This window comes from Roseibium sp. AWQ4_290, assembly GCF_056160985.1.
This window is the reverse complement of sequence record NZ_JBSWYG010000003.1, coordinates 49,876-67,563: the sequence shown is the minus strand read 5'-3', so window position 1 is coordinate 67,563 and position 17,688 is coordinate 49,876. Positions and strand designations below refer to the sequence as shown.

General features: G+C 60.2%; 15 protein-coding genes. 3 read left to right on the top strand and 12 right to left on the bottom strand.

Annotated elements, in window-relative coordinates:
- Nucleotides 1–31 precede the first annotated feature (31 nt).
- The 11 genes from ACXAH0_RS04035 to ACXAH0_RS03985 all read right to left on the bottom strand — a co-directional run bounded on the left by ACXAH0_RS04035 (nt 32) and on the right by ACXAH0_RS03985 (nt 13,121).
- A complete protein-coding gene (locus tag ACXAH0_RS04035; RefSeq protein ID WP_475189289.1) occupies nt 32–790 on the bottom strand; it encodes an SDR family oxidoreductase in 759 nt (252 codons plus the stop codon).
- A gap of 50 nt (nt 791–840) precedes the next feature.
- Nucleotides 841–1,455: a LysE family translocator gene (locus ACXAH0_RS04030; protein WP_475174184.1), complete on the bottom strand. Its 615-nt coding sequence runs from the start codon at nt 1,453–1,455 to the stop codon at nt 841–843.
- 145 nt (nt 1,456–1,600) lie between these two features.
- Nucleotides 1,601–3,112: a 2-oxoglutarate dehydrogenase complex dihydrolipoyllysine-residue succinyltransferase gene (gene odhB / locus ACXAH0_RS04025; RefSeq protein ID WP_475174186.1), complete on the bottom strand. Its 1,512-nt coding sequence runs from the start codon at nt 3,110–3,112 to the stop codon at nt 1,601–1,603.
- A 70-nt stretch (nt 3,113–3,182) separates the two neighbouring features.
- Nucleotides 3,183–6,170, bottom strand: a complete 2,988-nt coding sequence (locus tag ACXAH0_RS04020; protein ID WP_475174187.1) for a 2-oxoglutarate dehydrogenase E1 component — start codon at nt 6,168–6,170, stop codon at nt 3,183–3,185.
- A gap of 200 nt (nt 6,171–6,370) precedes the next feature.
- Complete coding sequence (gene sucD, locus ACXAH0_RS04015; RefSeq protein WP_475174190.1) at nt 6,371–7,279, bottom strand: succinate--CoA ligase subunit alpha; 909 nt, start codon at nt 7,277–7,279, stop codon at nt 6,371–6,373.
- Entirely contained in the window at nt 7,279–8,478 is a 1,200-nt protein-coding gene (gene sucC, locus ACXAH0_RS04010; RefSeq protein WP_475174191.1) for an ADP-forming succinate--CoA ligase subunit beta, read from the bottom strand. Before sucC ends, sucD begins: the two co-directional genes overlap by 1 nt.
- Nucleotides 8,479–8,553: 75 nt before the next feature.
- The gene (mdh, locus tag ACXAH0_RS04005; protein WP_475174193.1) at nt 8,554–9,516 is read right to left on the bottom strand and encodes a malate dehydrogenase; all 963 of its coding nucleotides are present in this window, start codon (nt 9,514–9,516) and stop codon (nt 8,554–8,556) included.
- 173 nt (nt 9,517–9,689) lie between these two features.
- Nucleotides 9,690–10,847: a cell division protein ZapE gene (gene zapE / locus ACXAH0_RS04000; protein ID WP_475189513.1), complete on the bottom strand. Its 1,158-nt coding sequence runs from the start codon at nt 10,845–10,847 to the stop codon at nt 9,690–9,692.
- A gap of 339 nt (nt 10,848–11,186) precedes the next feature.
- Nucleotides 11,187–11,972 carry a DUF7662 domain-containing protein gene (locus ACXAH0_RS03995; RefSeq protein WP_475174196.1) on the bottom strand — a complete coding sequence of 262 codons (786 nt, stop codon included), beginning with the start codon at nt 11,970–11,972 and terminating at the stop codon, nt 11,187–11,189.
- Nucleotides 11,973–12,045: 73 nt separating this feature from the next.
- A complete protein-coding gene (locus ACXAH0_RS03990) occupies nt 12,046–12,564 on the bottom strand; it encodes a protease inhibitor Inh/omp19 family protein (RefSeq protein ID WP_475189286.1) in 519 nt (172 codons plus the stop codon).
- Between the two features lie 101 nt (nt 12,565–12,665).
- Nucleotides 12,666–13,121, bottom strand: a complete 456-nt coding sequence (locus tag ACXAH0_RS03985; RefSeq protein ID WP_475189284.1) for an arsenate-mycothiol transferase ArsC — start codon at nt 13,119–13,121, stop codon at nt 12,666–12,668.
- A gap of 237 nt (nt 13,122–13,358) precedes the next feature.
- Between ACXAH0_RS03985 and ACXAH0_RS03980 the strand changes: the two genes are divergently transcribed.
- The 3 genes from ACXAH0_RS03980 to recQ all read left to right on the top strand — a co-directional run bounded on the left by ACXAH0_RS03980 (nt 13,359) and on the right by recQ (nt 16,761).
- Complete coding sequence (locus ACXAH0_RS03980) at nt 13,359–13,736, top strand: MAPEG family protein (protein WP_475189283.1); 378 nt, start codon at nt 13,359–13,361, stop codon at nt 13,734–13,736.
- A 108-nt stretch (nt 13,737–13,844) separates the two neighbouring features.
- Nucleotides 13,845–14,738, top strand: coding sequence for a GNAT family N-acetyltransferase (locus ACXAH0_RS03975; RefSeq protein WP_475174203.1), 894 nt, complete (start codon nt 13,845–13,847; stop codon nt 14,736–14,738).
- Between the two features lie 118 nt (nt 14,739–14,856).
- Complete coding sequence (gene recQ, locus ACXAH0_RS03970; RefSeq protein WP_475189280.1) at nt 14,857–16,761, top strand: DNA helicase RecQ; 1,905 nt, start codon at nt 14,857–14,859, stop codon at nt 16,759–16,761.
- A 63-nt stretch (nt 16,762–16,824) separates the two neighbouring features.
- Here the strand turns inward: recQ and msrA are convergent, their stop codons facing one another.
- Nucleotides 16,825–17,469, bottom strand: a complete 645-nt coding sequence (gene msrA, locus ACXAH0_RS03965) for a peptide-methionine (S)-S-oxide reductase MsrA (RefSeq protein ID WP_475174208.1) — start codon at nt 17,467–17,469, stop codon at nt 16,825–16,827.
- Between the last annotated feature and the right edge of the window lie 219 nt (nt 17,470–17,688).

Below are 17,688 nucleotides of genomic sequence, written 5' to 3'. Positions count from 1 at the left end.
TGCCTCTTTTGTTTCTAATCCAGTTTCTGAATTACGGGAGTATCGCCCGCCCGCCGCTCACATCCAGAATGGCTCCGGTTGTGTAGCTGGACTGGCTGGACATGAGCCAGACAATCGCGTCGGCCACTTCCTCGGCGGTTCCGGCGCGTTTCATGGGTAACTTGCTTTCCATTTGCGCAACCCGGTCAGGCTGGCCGCCGGACGCATGAATGTCCGTATCGATGATGCCGGGCCGGACCGCATTCACGCGGATGCCCTCGCCAGCCACTTCCAGTGCGAGACCAACCGTCATGGTATCGATGGCCCCCTTGGAGGCGGCATAGTCGACATATTGCGCAGGCGAACCGATCTTGGAGGAGGCTGAGCCCAGATTGACGATGCTGCCGCCGGTCCCGCCTTGGCGGGTCGACATGCGCCGCACCGCTTCCCGGGCGCAGAGAAACGAGCCCGTCAGGTTGATGCTGAAGATCCGGGTCAGACGCTCCAGGCTCATGTCTTCCACACGAACCGCCTCATCGACCACACCGGCATTGTTGACGAGCCCGGTCAACGGGCCGTGTTTGTCCGCCTCTTCAAAAAGCCGCAGCACATCAGCCTCTGAGCCGACATTGCCCTGAACAGCAATGGCCTTGCCGCCCCGGCCTTCCACACCGGATACGACCTCTGCCGCCGCAGCCGCATTGGACGCGTAATTGACCAGGACCGTTGTTCCGGGCGCGGCGAGTTTCAGGCACACACTGGCGCCAATTCCCCGGCTGCCGCCGGTTACAATGACAACCTTCTCAGACATGCGCTCCCCGGCCCTTTTTTGATATGGGTCTGATCACCTGCCGTCTCCTCTCAGCGATCCGCCAGGGCCAGACGCAGACCAAAACCTGCAAAGGTGGCCGCAATGGTCCGCCGCATCCAGACCAGCACCGTCTCGCTTTTGAGAACATGATCCCCCAGAAGCGAGGCAAACAGGCCATAGACCACAAAAACGACAAAGGTCATCGCCATGAAGACCGCTCCGAGCATGGCCATGTCGAGGGCCGGATTGGCTGCGGCCGGACTGATAAATTGCGGCAGGAAGGCCAGAAAAAAAGCGCTCAGTTTCGGGTTTAGAATATTGATCAGAAAACCGGTCCGCGCCGTCGCCGCCAGGGAGCGACCTGCCTGCCGGTCCTCTTTCAGGTCCAGCGCGCCCCGGTTCTTCAAGGTCTGCCAGGCGAGATAGAGCAGATAGGCGACGCCCGCAAACTTGACCGCCTGAAACACCAGCGCACTGGTGTGCAACAGGGCCGCCAGGCCAATGATGGCGGCCAGAATGGCCGGAATGATGCCGAGGGTGCAGCCGAAAGCCGCCGCAACTGAGGCCCGCCGCCCGCCTCCGAGCCCGACCGCCACCGTGTAGACAACGCCGGTTCCGGGAACCAGCACCACGATCAAGGCGGTCATCAGAAATTCCAGGCTCATGATCCGGCGCCCCCCTGGGTTGCACGTTTCAGATCCGATGGAGCAGTCCGTTCAGATCAGAGCCTGTGGACTGCTCCAACATTTTGTCATTTGGCAATTCCGCATCCGAACCCGGGATCCGCTTTTGCCGGAACTGCCCTGCGGATCAAAGATCCAGGACCAGACGCTGCGGGTCTTCCAGACTTTCCTTGACCCGGACCAGGAAGGTCACGGCTTCCTTGCCGTCAACGATCCGGTGGTCATAGGAGAGCGCAAGATACATCATCGGGCGGATCACCACCTGGCCGTTCACAGCCATCGGGCGTTCCTGGATCTTGTGCATGCCCAAAATACCCGATTGCGGGGCATTCAGGATCGGAGAGGACATCAGCGAGCCATAGACACCGCCATTGGAGATGGTGAAGGTGCCGCCAGTCATGTCGGCCATGCCCAGCTTGCCGTCCCGGGCCTTGCGGCCGAGATTGCCGATTTCCTGCTCGACTTCGGCAATCGACATCTGGTCGGCATCGCGCACGACCGGAACCACAAGGCCCTTGTCGGTGCCGACAGCCACGCCGATATGGCAGAAATTCTTGTAGATGATGTCCGTGCCGTCGATCTCGGCATTCACCGCCGGGATCTCTTTCAGCGCATGGGTCACCGCCTTGGTGAAAAAGCCCATGAAGCCAAGCTTGACGCCGTGCTTCTTCTCAAACAGCTCCTTGTACTGCTTGCGCAGCTCCATGACCGGGCCCATGTCCACCTCGTTGTAGGTGGTCAGCATGGCGGCCGAGTTCTGGGCGTCTTTCAGGCGGCGCGCAATGGTCTGGCGCAGCTTGGTCATGCGCACACGCTCTTCGCGCACTTCGTCTTCCGCTGCCACCGGGCCGCGCAGCGCCGGTGCCGGAGCAGACGCGGAGGCCGTTGCGCCGGACGCAATTGCGTTGATCACGTCTTCCTTCAGAACCTGACCGCGTTTGCCGGACCCGGCGACCTGGCCGGCAGACAGGTTTTTCTCCGCCATCATCTTGGAGGCGGAGGGCGCCGGTGGCATAGCCGAGCCGCTTGCAGCCGGTGCTGCAGCAGCAGGGGCCGGTGCGCTGGCCGCGGCCGGTGCGGCGCTTGCTGCGGCACCGGACGGATCGATCTGACAGAGCAGGACACCCGGCTCGACGGTTGCTCCGGTCTCCGCAGCGATCTTCACAACCGTGCCGCCAACCGGTGCGGGCACTTCCTGCGCCGCCTTGTCGGTTTCCAGTTCAACCAGAGTGTCATCCGCCTTGACCACATCGCCAACCTTGACGCTCCACTCGCCGACTTCAGCTTCAGTCACCGATTCGCCTGCGCTTGGGGTCAACACATCGACCAGGGCGGCCTTGGCTGCCGGAGCAGCCTCCTTGGCCGGTTCTTTCTTGGCCGGCGCGGCAGCTGCGGCACCCGCGCCTTCTGCGATCTGGCCGAGAAGGGCGCCGACTTCAACCGTATCGCCTTCCTTGACCACGATGCTTTCCAGGGTTCCGGCGGTCGGCGCCGGCACTTCCACCGTCACCTTGTCGGTTTCGAGCTCTACCAGCGGCTCGTCCTGGCTGACGGCGTCGCCCGGTTTCTTGAACCATTGCGCGATAGTTGCTTCGGAAACGGATTCACCCAAAGTGGGCACGCGGATTTCGGTTGCCATGGTCGCCTTCTCTTAAAATTACCCGGCCAATTTTTGAAAGAGGGCCCGAAGGCCCTCCAGAAAGATGTGCTCAGTTCCCCAGAGCTTCTTCTAGGAATGCCTGCAACTGAGCCAGATGTACGGACATCAATCCCGTTGCGGTGGACGCCATTGCGGAGCGGCCGGCATAACGCGGGCGCTTGTGTTTGGCATCGATCTGCTCCAGGACCCATTCAATATAGGATTCAACGAAGAACCAGCTGCCCATGTTCTTCGGCTCTTCCTGACACCAGACCATCTCGGCCTGCGGGAAGCGGGCCAGTTCCAGCATCAAAGCCTTTTTCGGGAACGGATAAAGCTGTTCCACACGCAGCAGGTAGACATCGTTGATGCCGCGTTTTTCACGCTCTTCGAGAAGGTCGTAATAGACCTTGCCCGAACACATCACGACCCGGCGGATCTTGTCGTCCGCCACCAGTTTGCCTTCGGAATTGAGGTTCGGCCCCCAATCATCCCACAACAGCCGGTGGAACGTTGTGTCCGGCCCCAGTTCGTCGAGCTTGGACACCGCTTTCTTGTGACGCAGAAGCGATTTCGGCGTCATCAGGATCAGCGGCTTGCGGATGTCTCGGCGCAGCTGGCGGCGCAGGATGTGGAAGTAGTTGGACGGGGTCGAACAGTTCGCCACCTGCATATTGTCTTCCGCACACAGCTGCAGATAACGCTCCAGACGGGCAGACGAGTGTTCGGGCCCCTGACCTTCATAGCCATGGGGCAGCAGGCAGACCAAGCCGGACATGCGCAGCCATTTGCGCTCCCCGGAGGAGATGAACTGGTCAAACAGGACCTGGGCGCCGTTGGCGAAATCCCCGAACTGGGCTTCCCACAAGGTCAGCGCGCGCGGCTCTGCCAGCGAATAGCCGTATTCGAAGCCAAGCACGGCCTCTTCCGACAGCATGGAGTTGATGACTTCATAGCGCTGCTGCCCTTCGCCCACATGGTTGAGCGGAATATAGCGGCTTTCGTCTTCCTGATCATAGAGCACGGAATGGCGCTGGGAGAAGGTGCCGCGCTCGCAGTCCTGGCCGGACAGGCGCACCGGATGGCCTTCTTTCAGCAGCGAGCCGAAGGCCATCGCCTCGGCGGTGGCCCAGTCGATGCCCTCGCCCGTCTCGATCATGCGCTCCCGGTGGTTCATGAAGCGCGCAATTGTGCGGTGGATGTTGAAGCCGTCCGGCACATGGGTCAGTGCCCGGCCGAGATTCTTCAACTCGTCGATCGGCAGACCGGTTTCGCCCCGGCGCGGATCTTCCTCGTCATCGGCGCGTTTCATCCCGGCCCATTTGCCGTCCAGCCAGTCGGCCTTGTTCGGCTTGAATGCCTGGCCCGCCTCGAATTCGCCATCCAGGTGCTTGCGCCAGTCGGCCTTCATCTGGTCAACGTCTTCCTGGCCGAGCACGCCTTCCTTGATCAGGCGCTCCGAGTAGCGCTGCAGCGTCGTCGCGTGCTTGCGGATCTTGCGGTACATGATCGGCTGCGTGAACGCCGGCTCATCGCCTTCATTGTGGCCGAAGCGGCGATAGCAGATCATGTCGATCACCACCGGACGATGGAAGGTCTGGCGGTATTCGATGGCGATCTTGGCCGCGAAGACAACCGCTTCCGGGTCGTCCGCATTCACATGGAAAATCGGCGCCTCGATCACCTTGGCCATATCAGACGGATAGGGCGAGGAGCGGGAGAAGCGCGGATTGGTGGTGAAGCCGATCTGGTTGTTGATGATCACATGGACCGAGCCGCCGGTGCGGTGGCCGCGCAGCGCGGACAGGCCAAAACACTCGGCAACCACCCCCTGGCCCGCAAAGGCCGCATCGCCATGCAGCAGCAGCGGCAGAACCGTACCCCGGTCGATCTCGGTCGTATCAATGAACGACCCGTCCTGTGCGGCTGCCAGCTGATCCTGCTTTGCGCGTGCCTTGCCCAGCACCACCGGATTGACGATTTCCAGGTGGGAGGGGTTGGCCGTCAGGGACAGGTGAACATTGTTGCCGTCAAAGGTGCGGTCAGCGGACGCGCCCAGGTGGTATTTCACATCGCCAGAGCCTTCCACCTCGTCGGGCGCATAGGAGCCGCCCTTGAATTCGTGGAAGATGGCCCGGTGCGGCTTGCCCATAACCTGAGACAGAACGTTCAGGCGGCCCCGGTGAGCCATGCCGAACACAATCTCTTTCAGGCCCATCTGGCCGCCGCGCTTGATGATCTGTTCCAGAGCCGGGATCAGCGCTTCCCCGCCATCCAGGCCGAAACGTTTGGTTCCGGTGTATTTGACGTCAAGAAACTTCTCGAAGCCTTCGGCCTCGATCAGCTTGTTCATGATTGCCTTCTTGCCTTCTGAGGTAAAGGCAACCTGCTTGTCCGGACCTTCGATGCGTTCCTGAATCCAGGCCTTTGCCGCCGGGTCGGAAATATGCATGAACTCGACGCCAAGCGTCGAGCAGTAGGTCCGTTTCAGAATATCCAGCATCTCCCGGATGGTGGCATATTCCAGACCCAGAACATGGTCGATGAAGATCCTGCGGTCCCAGTCAGCTTCCGTAAAGCCGTAGGACGAGGGGTGCAGTTCCTCGTGATCGCCCTTGCCGGCCAGTCCGAGAGGATCAAGATCCGCATGCAGATGGCCGCGCATGCGGTAGGCGCGGATCATCATCAGCGCCCGGACCGAATCCCGGGTAGCCTGATGGACCTCGGCGTCGGACATCGGCGCGCCTTTGGCTTCGGCCTTCTTTTTCAGCTTGTCGCCGAGCTTCTGCTCGATCGGGCCCCAGTTGCCGTCAAAGGCGTTGACGAGATCGCCATTGGCTTCGATCGGCCAATCCGCGCGTTTCCAAGGAGCCCCGCGGGCTTCCTTCAGAACCGCGTCTTTCTCGTCCTGAAAGGCTGCAAAGAAATCCCGCCAGTCGGCATCGACCGAATTCGGATCGGTCTTGTACTGCGCGTAGAGATCTTCGATATAGGCTGCGTTGGCGCCGTAAAGCAACGACGTCAGTGCGAATACGTTGTTCGCTTCCTGCCGTGCCATGTCCTTTAGCGGAGGGCTGCTCCGCCCTTTTCGTTTTGGCGGGTCGGCAAAAGACCCGCGGCCGGTTCCCTACAATGGCCGGTAAAATCTCCGGCCCCGCGAAAATGGTTACGGCACCCGGGGCGCCGCAACCCATCCTGTCATCATGCAATAGGAAACGTAAACAGTTTCCGTCGCAAAAGGCACATAATCCTCTGCCCTTAGCCCTTCAAGACTTCCAGAAGCGTCTCGCCGAGTTTAGCCGGAGACGGTGACACCTTGATGCCCGCTTCTTCCATGGCCGCGATCTTGTCTTCAGCGCCGCCCTTGCCGCCGGAAATCACGGCACCGGCATGGCCCATGGTGCGGCCCGGAGGTGCCGTGCGGCCCGCAATGAAGCCTGCCATCGGCTTGCTGCGGCCCTTCTTGGCCTCGTCCTTGAGGAACTGGGCCGCTTCTTCTTCCGCAGAGCCACCGATTTCCCCGATCATGATGATGGACTGGGTCTCATCATCAGCCAGGAACATTTCCAGCACGTCGATGAATTCCGTTCCCTTGACGGGGTCACCGCCGATGCCGACAGCCGTTGTCTGGCCGAGGCCGGCATTGGAGGTCTGGAAGACCGCCTCATAGGTCAGCGTGCCGGAGCGGGAGACCACACCGACCGAGCCCTTCTTGAAGATGGAGCCCGGCATGATGCCGATCTTGCACTCTTCCGGGGTCAGAATGCCCGGGCAGTTCGGGCCGAGCAGGCGGGAGTTGGATTTCTCCAGCTTGGCCTTCACCTTGACCATGTCGGCCACCGGAATGCCTTCGGTAATGCAGACGATGAACGGAACTTCCGCCTCAATCGCCTCGATAATGGCAGCGCCTGCGCCTGCCGGCGGAACGTAGATCACGGACGCATCGGCCCCGGTGGCTTCCTTGGCTTCGCCGACAGAGGCGAAGATCGGCAGCTCGGCGGCGCTTTCCAGACCGGAGGACCAGGATTCGCCGCCCTTTTTCGGGTGCACCCCGGCCACCATCCTGGTGCCGTAATATTCAAGCGCCTGTTCCGTATGGAACGTACCGGTCTTGCCGGTCAGGCCCTGAACGATGATTTTTGTGTCTTTATTGACGAGGATGGACATTACGCGTCCCCCTTCACGGCTTTCACGATTTTCTGGGCAGCGTCGTCGAGATCGTCAGCGGCGATCACGTTCAGACCGCTTTCGTTGATGATCTTTTTGCCAAGCTCAACATTGGTGCCTTCCAGGCGCACAACGAGCGGAACCTGCAACCCGACATCCTTGACGGCTGCAACAACGCCCTCCGCGATCACGTCGCAACGCATGATGCCACCGAAAATGTTGACCAGGATGCCCTTCACGTTCGGATCGGACGTGATGATCTTGAAGGCGGCCGTCACCTTCTCCTTGGAGGCACCACCACCCACATCAAGGAAATTGGCCGGCTCCGCGCCATAGAGCTTGATGATGTCCATGGTGGCCATGGCCAGGCCCGCGCCATTCACCATGCAGCCAATATCGCCATCAAGGGCAACATAGGCGAGGTCGTATTTGGACGCTTCGATTTCCTTGGCGTCCTCTTCCGTTTCATCGCGCAGGGCCATGATGTCGTCATGGCGGAACAGCGCATTGCCGTCGAAGGAGACCTTGGCGTCCAGAACGCGCAGGTGACCGTCCTTCATAACGATGAGCGGGTTGACTTCCAGCAAGGCCATGTCTTTTTCGACAAATGCCTTGTGCAGGATCGGGAACAGCGTCTTGCCGTCTTCAGCAGCCGCACCGGTCAGCTCCAGGGCCTCGCACAGCTTGGCAGCATCGGCTTCGGTGACACCGGTGTCCGGGTCAATCGGCAAGGTGATGATCTTTTCCGGGGTCTCTTCGGCAACGGCTTCAATGTCCATGCCGCCTTCGGTAGAGACGACGAAGGCCGGACGGCCGACGCTGCGGTCCACCAGAATGGAGAGATAGAGCTCACGCTCGATATCAGCACCATCTTCGATATAGAGACGGTTGACAACCTTGCCTGAGTCACCGGTCTGCTTGGTGACCAGGGTGTTGCCGAGCATTTCCTTGGCGTGGGCCGTCACTTCTTCCAGCGAGAAGGCCAGGCGGACACCGCCCTTGGCATCTTCGGAAAGTTCCTTGAACTTGCCCTTGCCGCGCCCGCCGGCGTGGATCTGGGATTTGACGACCCAGAGCGGTCCGGGCAACTTCTTGGCTGCCGCTTCCGCTTCATCAGCGGAAAAAATCGCCACACCTTCGGCGACCGGAGCACCAAACTCCTTGAGGACCGCCTTGGCCTGATATTCATGAATGTTCATGTGTTTCCCCGTTGTCGGAGGACCGGCCCTTCATGGATGAAGCACCGGCCGTTTCTAGTCCGAGACAGCCAGCGCTTAGGCCAGTGCCGGCTGAATTTTCTTACAAGCTTCCACCAGGCCGTCGACGGCGCCGACAGACTTGTCGAAATTGGCTTTTTCGTCGCCCTGCAGGTCGATCTCGATGATGCGCTCAACCCCGTCAGCGCCGATGACAACCGGAACGCCCACATAGGTGTCCTTCAGGCCATACTGGCCATCGAGAGCGGCAGCAGCCGGCAGAACGCGCTTCTTGTCCTTCAGATAACTCTCGGCCATGGCGATGGCGGAGGAGGCCGGGGCGTAGAACGCGGAGCCGGTTTTCAGAAGGCCGACGATTTCAGCGCCGCCATCGCGGGTGCGTTGAACGATCTCCTCAAGGCGCTCGGCCGTGAGCCAGCCCATCTTGACCAGATCGGTGAGCGGGATCCCGGCTACGGTGGAGTAGCGGGTCAGCGGCACCATCGTGTCGCCATGGCCGCCCAGAACAAAGGCCGTGACATCTTCAACGGAGACGTTGAATTCTTCGGCCAGGAAATAGCGGAAGCGGGCGCTGTCGAGCACCCCGGCCATACCGACAACCTTGTTCTTCGGCAGACCGGAGAATTTCTGCAGGGCCCAGACCATCGCGTCGAGCGGGTTGGTGATGCAGATGACAAAGGCGTTCGGAGCGTGTTTGGCGATGCCGGAACCGACCTGTTCCATGACCTTCAGGTTGATTTCCAGAAGATCGTCGCGGCTCATTCCGGGCTTGCGCGGAACCCCGGCGGTCACGATGACAACGTCGGAGCCTTCAATGGCTTCGTAGCTGTTGGCACCGGCCAGCTTGGCGTCGAATCCATCCACCGGGGAAGACTCGGCAAGGTCCAGGGCCTTGCCCTGCGGAACACCTTCCGCAATGTCGAAGAGAACGACGTCCCCCAGTTCCTTCAAACCTGCCAGATGAGCGAGCGTGCCACCGATCTGACCTGAGCCGATCAAGGCAATTTTGTTCCGCGCCATATCGAAAGTTTCCCTTTACGTAAGATGGAACTTGATGCCATCCGCTGATGACTGCGGATGGCACTACTCCCTTTGCCGCCCCCGCGCAACCTCGCCAAAAGAATATTGCGAGCAAGGCGGCGAATTTTTTCATTTCTTCCCGCCTGCATACTTCCTGTATAGGGAATGCAGACCTAGGCGTGTATATCCTTTTTCTCTCCCGCGAGATATGCCTCCGACCGCATTTCGATCAGCCGCGAACTCGTCCGGTCAAATTCAAAAGCTTCCGTACCGCTTTCAGCGACATAGAGATCCGGCGGCTCGGCCGCGGCCGAGATCACAAGTTTGATGCCGTTGTCGTAAAGCGCATCGATCAGCGTGATGAAGCGTTTGGCCTCATTGCGCCGCGCCTTTGACATGACGGGCACGTTATCCAGGAAGACCGTGCTATAGGCGCTCGCAATGCGCAGATAGTCGGACGCGCCCAGCGGTTTGGCGCACAGATCCTCAAAGGAGAACCGGGCGGCGCCGGAGGCCACCTGGGGCACCGGGATCTTGCGGCCCTTGTTTTCCAGTTCATCCGCATGGGGTTTCATGCCATGGGTGAGCCGGTCCCAGATCCGGTTCATCTCAGTGTCGGCTTGCCCGCCAAGCGGAGTGACATAGACCGGGGCGCCAGCCAACTTTTCCAGCCGGTAATCCGTGGGCGAGTCGAGATGCAGCACTTCCACCTTGGACTGGAGCATGCCGATGAAGGGAAGGAACAATTGCCGGTTCAAGCCATCCCTATAGAGATTGACCGGCTCGACATTTGAGGTTGCCACCACAATCACACCGCGCTCAAAGAGCTGGGTGAAGAGACGACCCAGGATCATCGCATCAGCGATGTCGGTCACGGCGAATTCGTCAAAAAGGAGCAGCCGGGTTTCCTCGGCCAGCTTGCTGGCGACCGGCGGAATCGGATCATCTCCCTTCACCTCTCCGCGCTTGTGCGCCTGGCGGTGCGCATGAATGCGCTCATGCACATCGCTCATGAATTCATGAAAGTGCACCCGGCGTTTGCGGCGAATGACCGTGACCTCATAGAAAAGGTCCATCAGCATCGTCTTGCCGCGCCCGACACCGCCCCACATATAGAGCCCCTGCACCGCCGCCCAGAGCTGATTCTTCTTTTTGGCAAACAGCCAGCCGAGCGAACTTTTCTTTGAAGCAAGCCGGGTTTCGGCAAGGCGGGTATTGAGAAGATCCAGGCGCCGGACGGCTTCCCGCTGGACAGGGTCTTCACTGATCTGGCCAGACGCGATCAGGGCATCGTAGCGGGCGCTGAGTGCGCGGCTGACCGGCAGTTCCATCTTCAAGGGTGCTGCTCCCTCCAGGAGGTGTCGTCAACAGTCCGGACTGGACGGGCGCTGGAACACCGGCCGCCGCTGCCGTGTCTTCTGACAAGTTCTCGCCCGGCGGAATAAGGTCAAAACGTCGCAGATGCAAGTCACGATCTGCGCCGGAGGCGTTCCAGAATCTCAAGAAGTCACATTTCAACCGATTGAAGGTGCAGGCAAAACCCGTCACGGCCCGGCCGGGTCCTTAAGGACTATGAACCGGCGGGTGCCGGCTGCCGCAAAAAATTGCCCGCATCCGGTCAACCGGACACGGGCAAGCGCACAGGGAGGGGACTGTGCTTGAGGAGATACTTATTTCAGGATCAGGACAGACTTCCGTCCGGCCTGCAGTTCCTGCAGATAGAGAAGCTGGGCGACCAGATGACATTCTTTGGGATCGTCCAGGTCGGCCTTGCGGCCACGGCCATCGGTGAGCAGCCAGGCATTGCCACCTTTCACCGTGTCGCATTCGATCGGGGCACTCAGGTCAAAGCCGGACTTTTCCACGATCTCGACTCCGGTCTGATAACCGTCTTCAGAATCATGTCCGTTCATCTTGAGCCGTAAGGCGCGATAGGCCTTCTGGATCGACGGGCTCGCCACAATCGTGGTGATCACGTCATCGCCATCCATGGCGGCAAAGCGCACCACACCGCCCTGCTTCGGGATCGATCCATTTGAACAGGGGGTCTCCTGCAGGCTGCCGAGCGTTGTCCACTCAGAGCGCAGGGTCACGGTTGCCGGCTGGCGCAGGGCCGCCATTTCCTTCACCAGTCGTTTTTCTGCCGCCCGCTTGGGGGTCTTGAGTGTTTTCTCGCCATTTGAGGATTTGGCAACGGCAACCGTTCCGCCAATCCTCAAGCGTCTAAAAACGATTACATCACGCATCAAATCAGTGCGCTCGACACGCCAGCCAGCATCCAGCCAGGCATTTTGATGAACGAGACTTCCGCCAGAATTGGCCCACCAGGTCCTGTGTTCCCGCGCACTTTTGGGCAGGTTTGTTCCCAGGATGTTTTCGACCTCATCGAGCTTCGCGGCCCAAACAACATCTTCAAGACGGGCCAGGTGTTCACGTAGGGGTTCGTATTTTGACATTGCACAGCCTTTCCGATTGCCATGCAATTATACACTTATAACGAGCAGTGTCCAGAAAAAATACCTAGGGTTATTAACGGTAAAGGGAAATGGGAGCCCCTGCCGAGGTTTGGCCGTTAAATTTTCCGGGCTCGCTGGAATAAAGTTGGGCGGCAATCACGCCGGATCCGTCTTTCAAAATCACCTGATTGCCATTGAGGTCCCATGCGGAGATCCCGGACAGGGCGGGGGTAACACAACCTCTGGTATTAGCGCGGTAACCGCCTTCCCAGGTCGTCAGTGTCATGAACGCCATGCAATTGTCCCCGGAAGAGGCCAGTTTCCAGCCCCCCAGAAGATCTGTCCGGCCCACCTGCTGCGCGTTGGCGGGCGCTGCCACCGGATTGCTGGCAAGGTCCGTGCTACCGCCAAGGGTCGTTCCGACCGGCGGTGCGCCGTTAGGGTCAAGCGGGCCAAGAGCGCCTGTACCGACGGGCGTCGTCGGGGTTGCCGGCAGGGGCGCGGCATAGTTCGGGCCACCGGAGGTCCTCTGGCATCCGGCCGCCAGAATGGCCAAGCCCATTACCAAAACCAGTTTTCCCGTAAGCGTCATGACGAATCAGTTCCTTATCCTCGACCCTTTCTGTTCGCCTCTCTTAGCCCAGAATGCGGCGAAAATCCAAAATAGTGCATAATTCTGTTCCTGTGGGGGCGCTAGGCGACATTCCACAGGACCCCCCGCCCCACCGCATTTTCCGGTTCGATCAGATCATCAATGGCCGAGCGGATTCGCTCAAATGCGCCAAGACACGCGCCAAAGCCCGCCATCCCGGAGGCGACCGGATCCATCTGCCACCAATGGCTCGATGTAGTGGCTTTCCAATGTGCGGGCAGCGGTACGGGAGCCATGTTGCTCAGATAGACAACCCGGTCCGGGACAATGGCATGCGGCATCAGGAACACGTCCACCGGCTTGGGGGCCAGGCCGTGCGATTCGATGCCCTGAGCCGACAACAGCCGTTTCACATGGCGGTTCAAACCGTCTGCCGGCGCGGTTCCTGCGGAGAACGCGCGCATCAGGCCCCGGCCCTTCGCATTCAGATAAGCCTCGGCCAAAGGTCCCAGCAAGGCATTGTCCGGGCACAGAAAGAGAAGGGTTGTCTTTGTCACGGGCTGTCCTCGAATCCATAAGCGCAGCCTCCTGCGGCGCCAGCGGCTTCCGCTTAACGGCAGCACAGGAAAATTTTGTGACACTTACCGCTTATCCCCACTTTCCAAGATTGCCGTGTTTCCGCCGCACACGCGGCATGCAGCCGGCACCACTTTGTTCCGGCGGCCGGGTTTTTCCGACATTCGCGGACAGAGTGTCTTATGTGTGAACAAGACCTCGCATAAAAGGATCTGACCATGCCCATTGCCTTCTGGTGTATCCTCGCCGCCGCCATCCTGCCCATCCTGTCCGTGTTTCCGGCCAAGCTGAGCAAGGAATACGACAATGCCAGACCGCGCGATCCGGACTATTGGCGCGAGGGCTTCCGGGCCCGGGCCCAGGCCGCCCAGGCCAATGGCTTCGAAGCCTTCCCATTTTTCGCTATCTCGGTTTTTGTCGCCATGAGCCAGGGGGCCTCGCTCGACTGGGTCGACCGGCTGGCCGTGCTCTTCATTCTCCTGCGGCTGATATACGTGTTTTGCTATTGGGCAGACAGAGCAACACCGCGCTCCGTGGCCTGGGCAGCCTCCTTCATCACACTCATGGCACTTTTTACGAGTTCTCTTTGGACCTGACCCCTCTTCGGGAAGTGCAAAATTATTGAGCAAGCATTTGCACCGCGCGGCCGATTTCGTTAACGATGCAAGTGTGTAGTACGGGTTCCCCATGGGCAGAGGTGAAGTGTGCGGACCACAAACCAGACGACAAACACTTTGCCGGCGAACCGACAAGCCGCATTGCAGCGACAGCTTGCAGATCAGCATATTGTCGATGTTCTGATTGCCGAACGGGGCAAACTGGTCATGGCCAGCCCCTGGTGGCCACTGATCAAGCCGTTTGCCTACAAGATCCTGCGCTACGGCTCCGCCGTGGACATGGCCGATACGATTTCCCACATGGACGCGGTCGATGTGTTTGCCCATCTGAGCAAGCTTCTGACCCTGAACGTTACAACGCTCGGCCTGGAGCGCGTTCCCAAGGACGGGCCGGTGGTGCTGGTCTCAAATCACCCCACCGGAATTGCCGACGGCATTGTGCTTTATGACGCAATCAAGTCCCGGCGCACGGATCTGGCGATCTTTGCCAACCGGGATGCGATCCGCATCAATCCACGTCTTGCGGAGATGATCATTCCCGTCGAATGGCGCGCCGATTTCAAAAGCCGCGAAAAATCCAAGGAAACGATCAAGCTGGCCAACTCGGCCTTCACCCAGGAGCGGGTCGTCGTGCTGTTTCCCTCCGGGCGCCTGGCCTACTGGCACCAGGGCAAGCTGACCGAACGGCCCTGGATGACGTCGGCCCTGGCCCTGGCGCGCAAAAACAAGGCCCCAATCATCCCCATGCATATGGGCGGCCGGAACTCCGGCCTTTTCTATTTTCTCGCGCGGGTGTCCACCGAATTGCGCGACATGACCGTATTCAACGAGTTGCTCAACAAAAAAGAAGCCCGGTTCAACGTTCATTTCGGCAAACCGATCCGTCCGGAGCGCCTGTCTGGAGATCTTGGAGAGCTGACCGAACAGATGCGGGTGCACTGCGCCGAAACGCTTGCTGAAGATCCAGACGCCGAGTTCTGACCCCTCCGCTGCCCCCATCCAGGCTTTGACTTTGCCGTGTCAAAATCATCCACAGGGCAGTTTGCCCTTGGCGGGCGAATAAGACATTGTGCGGTAGTTTTAGGGAAACAGCCGCCACATGTCAGTCTCACCCGCGCTCGCTGCGGATGCCCCCATTTCAGCTCCGCCTTCAGACGCTCCGGCATCTGAAGCTCCGTCAGTCCGTCCGGAACCCAGGCCCCTTGCCGTTCTGCAGACCGTTTTCGGTTACAGTGCCTTCCGCGGCAAACAGCAGGAAGTGATCGACACGCTGATTGAGGGCGGTGACGCGGTGGTGCTGTTTCCGACCGGGGCTGGCAAGTCGCTGTGCTATCAGATCCCGGCACTGTGCCGGCTTGGGGTCGGCATTGTGGTCTCGCCGCTCATCGCGCTCATGAAGGACCAGGTCGGTGCGCTGTCGGCCGCAGGGGTCCGGGCTGCGGCTCTCAACTCCACCCTGTCCCAGGAGGCGCAGGCCGATTTGCGCACCCAGCTGCGCGCCGGTGAGATTGATCTGCTTTATGTCACACCGGAACGGCTCGCCAATGAGAGCTTCCGCAAATTTCTCGACACGCTGCAGATTGCTCTGTTTGCAATTGATGAAGCCCATTGTGTCAGCCAGTGGGGCCATGATTTCCGGCCCGAATACATGTCCCTGTCCTGTCTCGCCGAGCGCTATCCAGGCGTGCCAAGGGTTGCCCTCACCGCAACGGCGGACCCGCACACGCAAAAGGACATCTTGAGCCGCCTGCAGCTGGAAGAGGCGACCGTTTTTGCAACCAGTTTCGACCGGCCCAACATCCGCTACGAAATTGTCGAGCGCACGAACCAGCGCCAGCAGCTGCTGGACTTCCTGACCAAGCACAAGGGTGAAAGCGGCATCGTCTATTGCCTGTCGCGGGCAAAGGTTGAAGACATCGCCGAATGGCTGAGCGCCAAGGGTATCCGGGCCCTGCCCTATCATGCGGGTCTTCCGGCCGAGCAACGGGCCGCCAACCAGGATGCGTTTCTTCTGGAAGAGGGCCTGTGCCTTGTGGCCACGGTCGCCTTCGGCATGGGGATCGACAAGCCCGATGTGCGCTATGTGGCCCATCTGGACCTGCCCTCCTCCGTGGAGGCTTATTATCAGGAGACCGGGCGTGCCGGGCGCGACGGGGCGCCGTCGGAAGCGTTCATGGCCTATGGCATGGCCGATCTGGTGCAGCGGCGGCGCATGATTGCCGAAAGCGATGCGCCGGACGAGATCAAGCGCGCGGAAAATGCCAAGCTGAACGCCCTGCTCGGCATTTGCGAGACTGCCGGATGCCGCCGCCAGGCCCTCCTGGCCCATTTTGGCGAGACCTATCCGCAGCCTTGCGGCAATTGCGACACCTGCCTGTCCCCTGTGGAAACCTGGGACGGTACGGAAGCAGCGCAGAAATTCATGTCCGCAGTCTACAGAACCGGTCAGCGCTTCGGCACCGGCCATGTGGTAGATGTACTGCTTGGCAAGACCAACGAAAAGGTGGCCCGGTTTGGCCATGACGGCCTTTCGGTCTTCGGTATTGGCCAGGACCAGAGCCAGAAGACCTGGCAATCCATTGCCCGCCAGCTTGTGGCCGCCGGATTTCTGGATGTGGATCATGCCCAGTTCGGCGCGCTTGTGTTAACGGAAAAGGCCCGGCCGGTGCTGCGCGGAGATGACTCCATTGCCCTGCGCAAGGACCGCAACGCGGCCGGGCTGAAACAGACCCGGTCCTCCAGGGCCGGGTCCGTTGCCGACGAGCTGGACGAGGAAGATAAGCTCCTGTTCCAGCGCCTGCGCCGGCTCAGAACCCAGATCGCCCGGGACCAGAACGTGCCGCCTTACGTGGTCTTTCCCGATGCGACCCTTGCCGGCATTGCCTCTGCGCGCCCGGTGACCGCTGACGCGCTTCTGGCCGTCTCCGGCGTCGGCCAGTCCAAGCTGGAAAAATACGGCGAGACTTTTATCGATCTGGTCGAGGCTTTCGAAGCCGGGGTTTAGAGCATCTGGCGATAAGTCTGCGCATACGAAAAGGCGGCCCATGTGGCCGCTTTTTTTATTGCATCAGGACCCAGCCCTGGGCAGGCCCTGATAGGCTTGCGCACCCCAGACCGCCTTGACCCTGGCGTCCCGGCCGCACGCCTTGCGGTAGCCCTTATAGGCCTTTGCCCGGGTCACATAGCCAAAGCGGGTTAAGGTGCGCGCGCTGCTTTTATAATATCCTTGGTGATAGTCTTCGGCAGGCCAGAACACAGCTGCGTTTTCAACTGGCGTGACCACCTTGCCGCCGAGATCCTTGTCCGCCCTGGCCACTTCCGCTTTCGCCGCCTTCGTCTGGTTCGCATTCAACGGATAGATCGCGGTGGAATAGCTGAACCCCCGGTCGCAAAATTGCCCGCCCGCATCGGTCACATCCACCGTGCGCAGGAAAATGCGCACCAGGTCCTGATAGCTGATCCGGCTTTCATCAAAATCGACCCTGACCACTTCCCGGTGCCCGCCGCTTTCATAAGACTTGTAGGTGGGGCTTTGTGTGGTGCCTCCGGCATAGCCGGAGACCACATCCCGGACGCCCGGGATTTTTTCAAGGTCGGCCTCCACACACCAGAAACACCCGCCGGCAAAAACGGCCGTTTCCGCATGAGCAGCTTTGATCGGCGCCGCACTTGCAAGGACAGCAGCAACAAAAAGGGCGGGCAGGCGTAGCATGGGCGTCTCTCCAGACCGGTGGTTTCCCCTGTTTCCAGCTGTCACCGTGACACGGCCACGTCCTTGCTTTGGTATTTTCGCAATCGGCGGACGCCTAACCGGTCTAACAGACATGCCGGACCTGCTATAGACCTATCGCAGCCGCGCAAAGAGACAACTCAACTCGCCCTGCCCGCCCCACACAACAGCGTGAGATCCCCGTGACAGCCCCCAAACAAC

What these genes read in the sequence shown, in the direction of transcription:
- ACXAH0_RS04035 (WP_475189289.1), bottom strand. Translation starts at nt 790, where the DNA reads ATGTCTGAGAAGGTTGTCATTGTAACCGGCGGCAGCCGGGGAATTGGC.
- ACXAH0_RS04030 (WP_475174184.1), bottom strand. Translation starts at nt 1,455, where the DNA reads ATGAGCCTGGAATTTCTGATGACCGCCTTGATCGTGGTGCTGGTTCCC.
- odhB (WP_475174186.1), bottom strand. Translation starts at nt 3,112, where the DNA reads ATGGCAACCGAAATCCGCGTGCCCACTTTGGGTGAATCCGTTTCCGAA.
- ACXAH0_RS04020 (WP_475174187.1), bottom strand. Translation starts at nt 6,170, where the DNA reads ATGGCACGGCAGGAAGCGAACAACGTATTCGCACTGACGTCGTTGCTT.
- sucD (WP_475174190.1), bottom strand. Translation starts at nt 7,279, where the DNA reads ATGTCCATCCTCGTCAATAAAGACACAAAAATCATCGTTCAGGGCCTG.
- sucC (WP_475174191.1), bottom strand. Translation starts at nt 8,478, where the DNA reads ATGAACATTCATGAATATCAGGCCAAGGCGGTCCTCAAGGAGTTTGGT.
- mdh (WP_475174193.1), bottom strand. Translation starts at nt 9,516, where the DNA reads ATGGCGCGGAACAAAATTGCCTTGATCGGCTCAGGTCAGATCGGTGGC.
- zapE (WP_475189513.1), bottom strand. Translation starts at nt 10,847, where the DNA reads ATGGAACTGCCGGTCAGCCGCGCACTCAGCGCCCGCTACGATGCCCTG.
- ACXAH0_RS03995 (WP_475174196.1), bottom strand. Translation starts at nt 11,972, where the DNA reads ATGTCAAAATACGAACCCCTACGTGAACACCTGGCCCGTCTTGAAGAT.
- ACXAH0_RS03990 (WP_475189286.1), bottom strand. Translation starts at nt 12,564, where the DNA reads ATGACGCTTACGGGAAAACTGGTTTTGGTAATGGGCTTGGCCATTCTG.
- ACXAH0_RS03980 (WP_475189283.1), top strand. Translation starts at nt 13,359, where the DNA reads ATGCCCATTGCCTTCTGGTGTATCCTCGCCGCCGCCATCCTGCCCATC.
- recQ (WP_475189280.1), top strand. Translation starts at nt 14,857, where the DNA reads ATGTCAGTCTCACCCGCGCTCGCTGCGGATGCCCCCATTTCAGCTCCG.
- msrA (WP_475174208.1), bottom strand. Translation starts at nt 17,469, where the DNA reads ATGCTACGCCTGCCCGCCCTTTTTGTTGCTGCTGTCCTTGCAAGTGCG.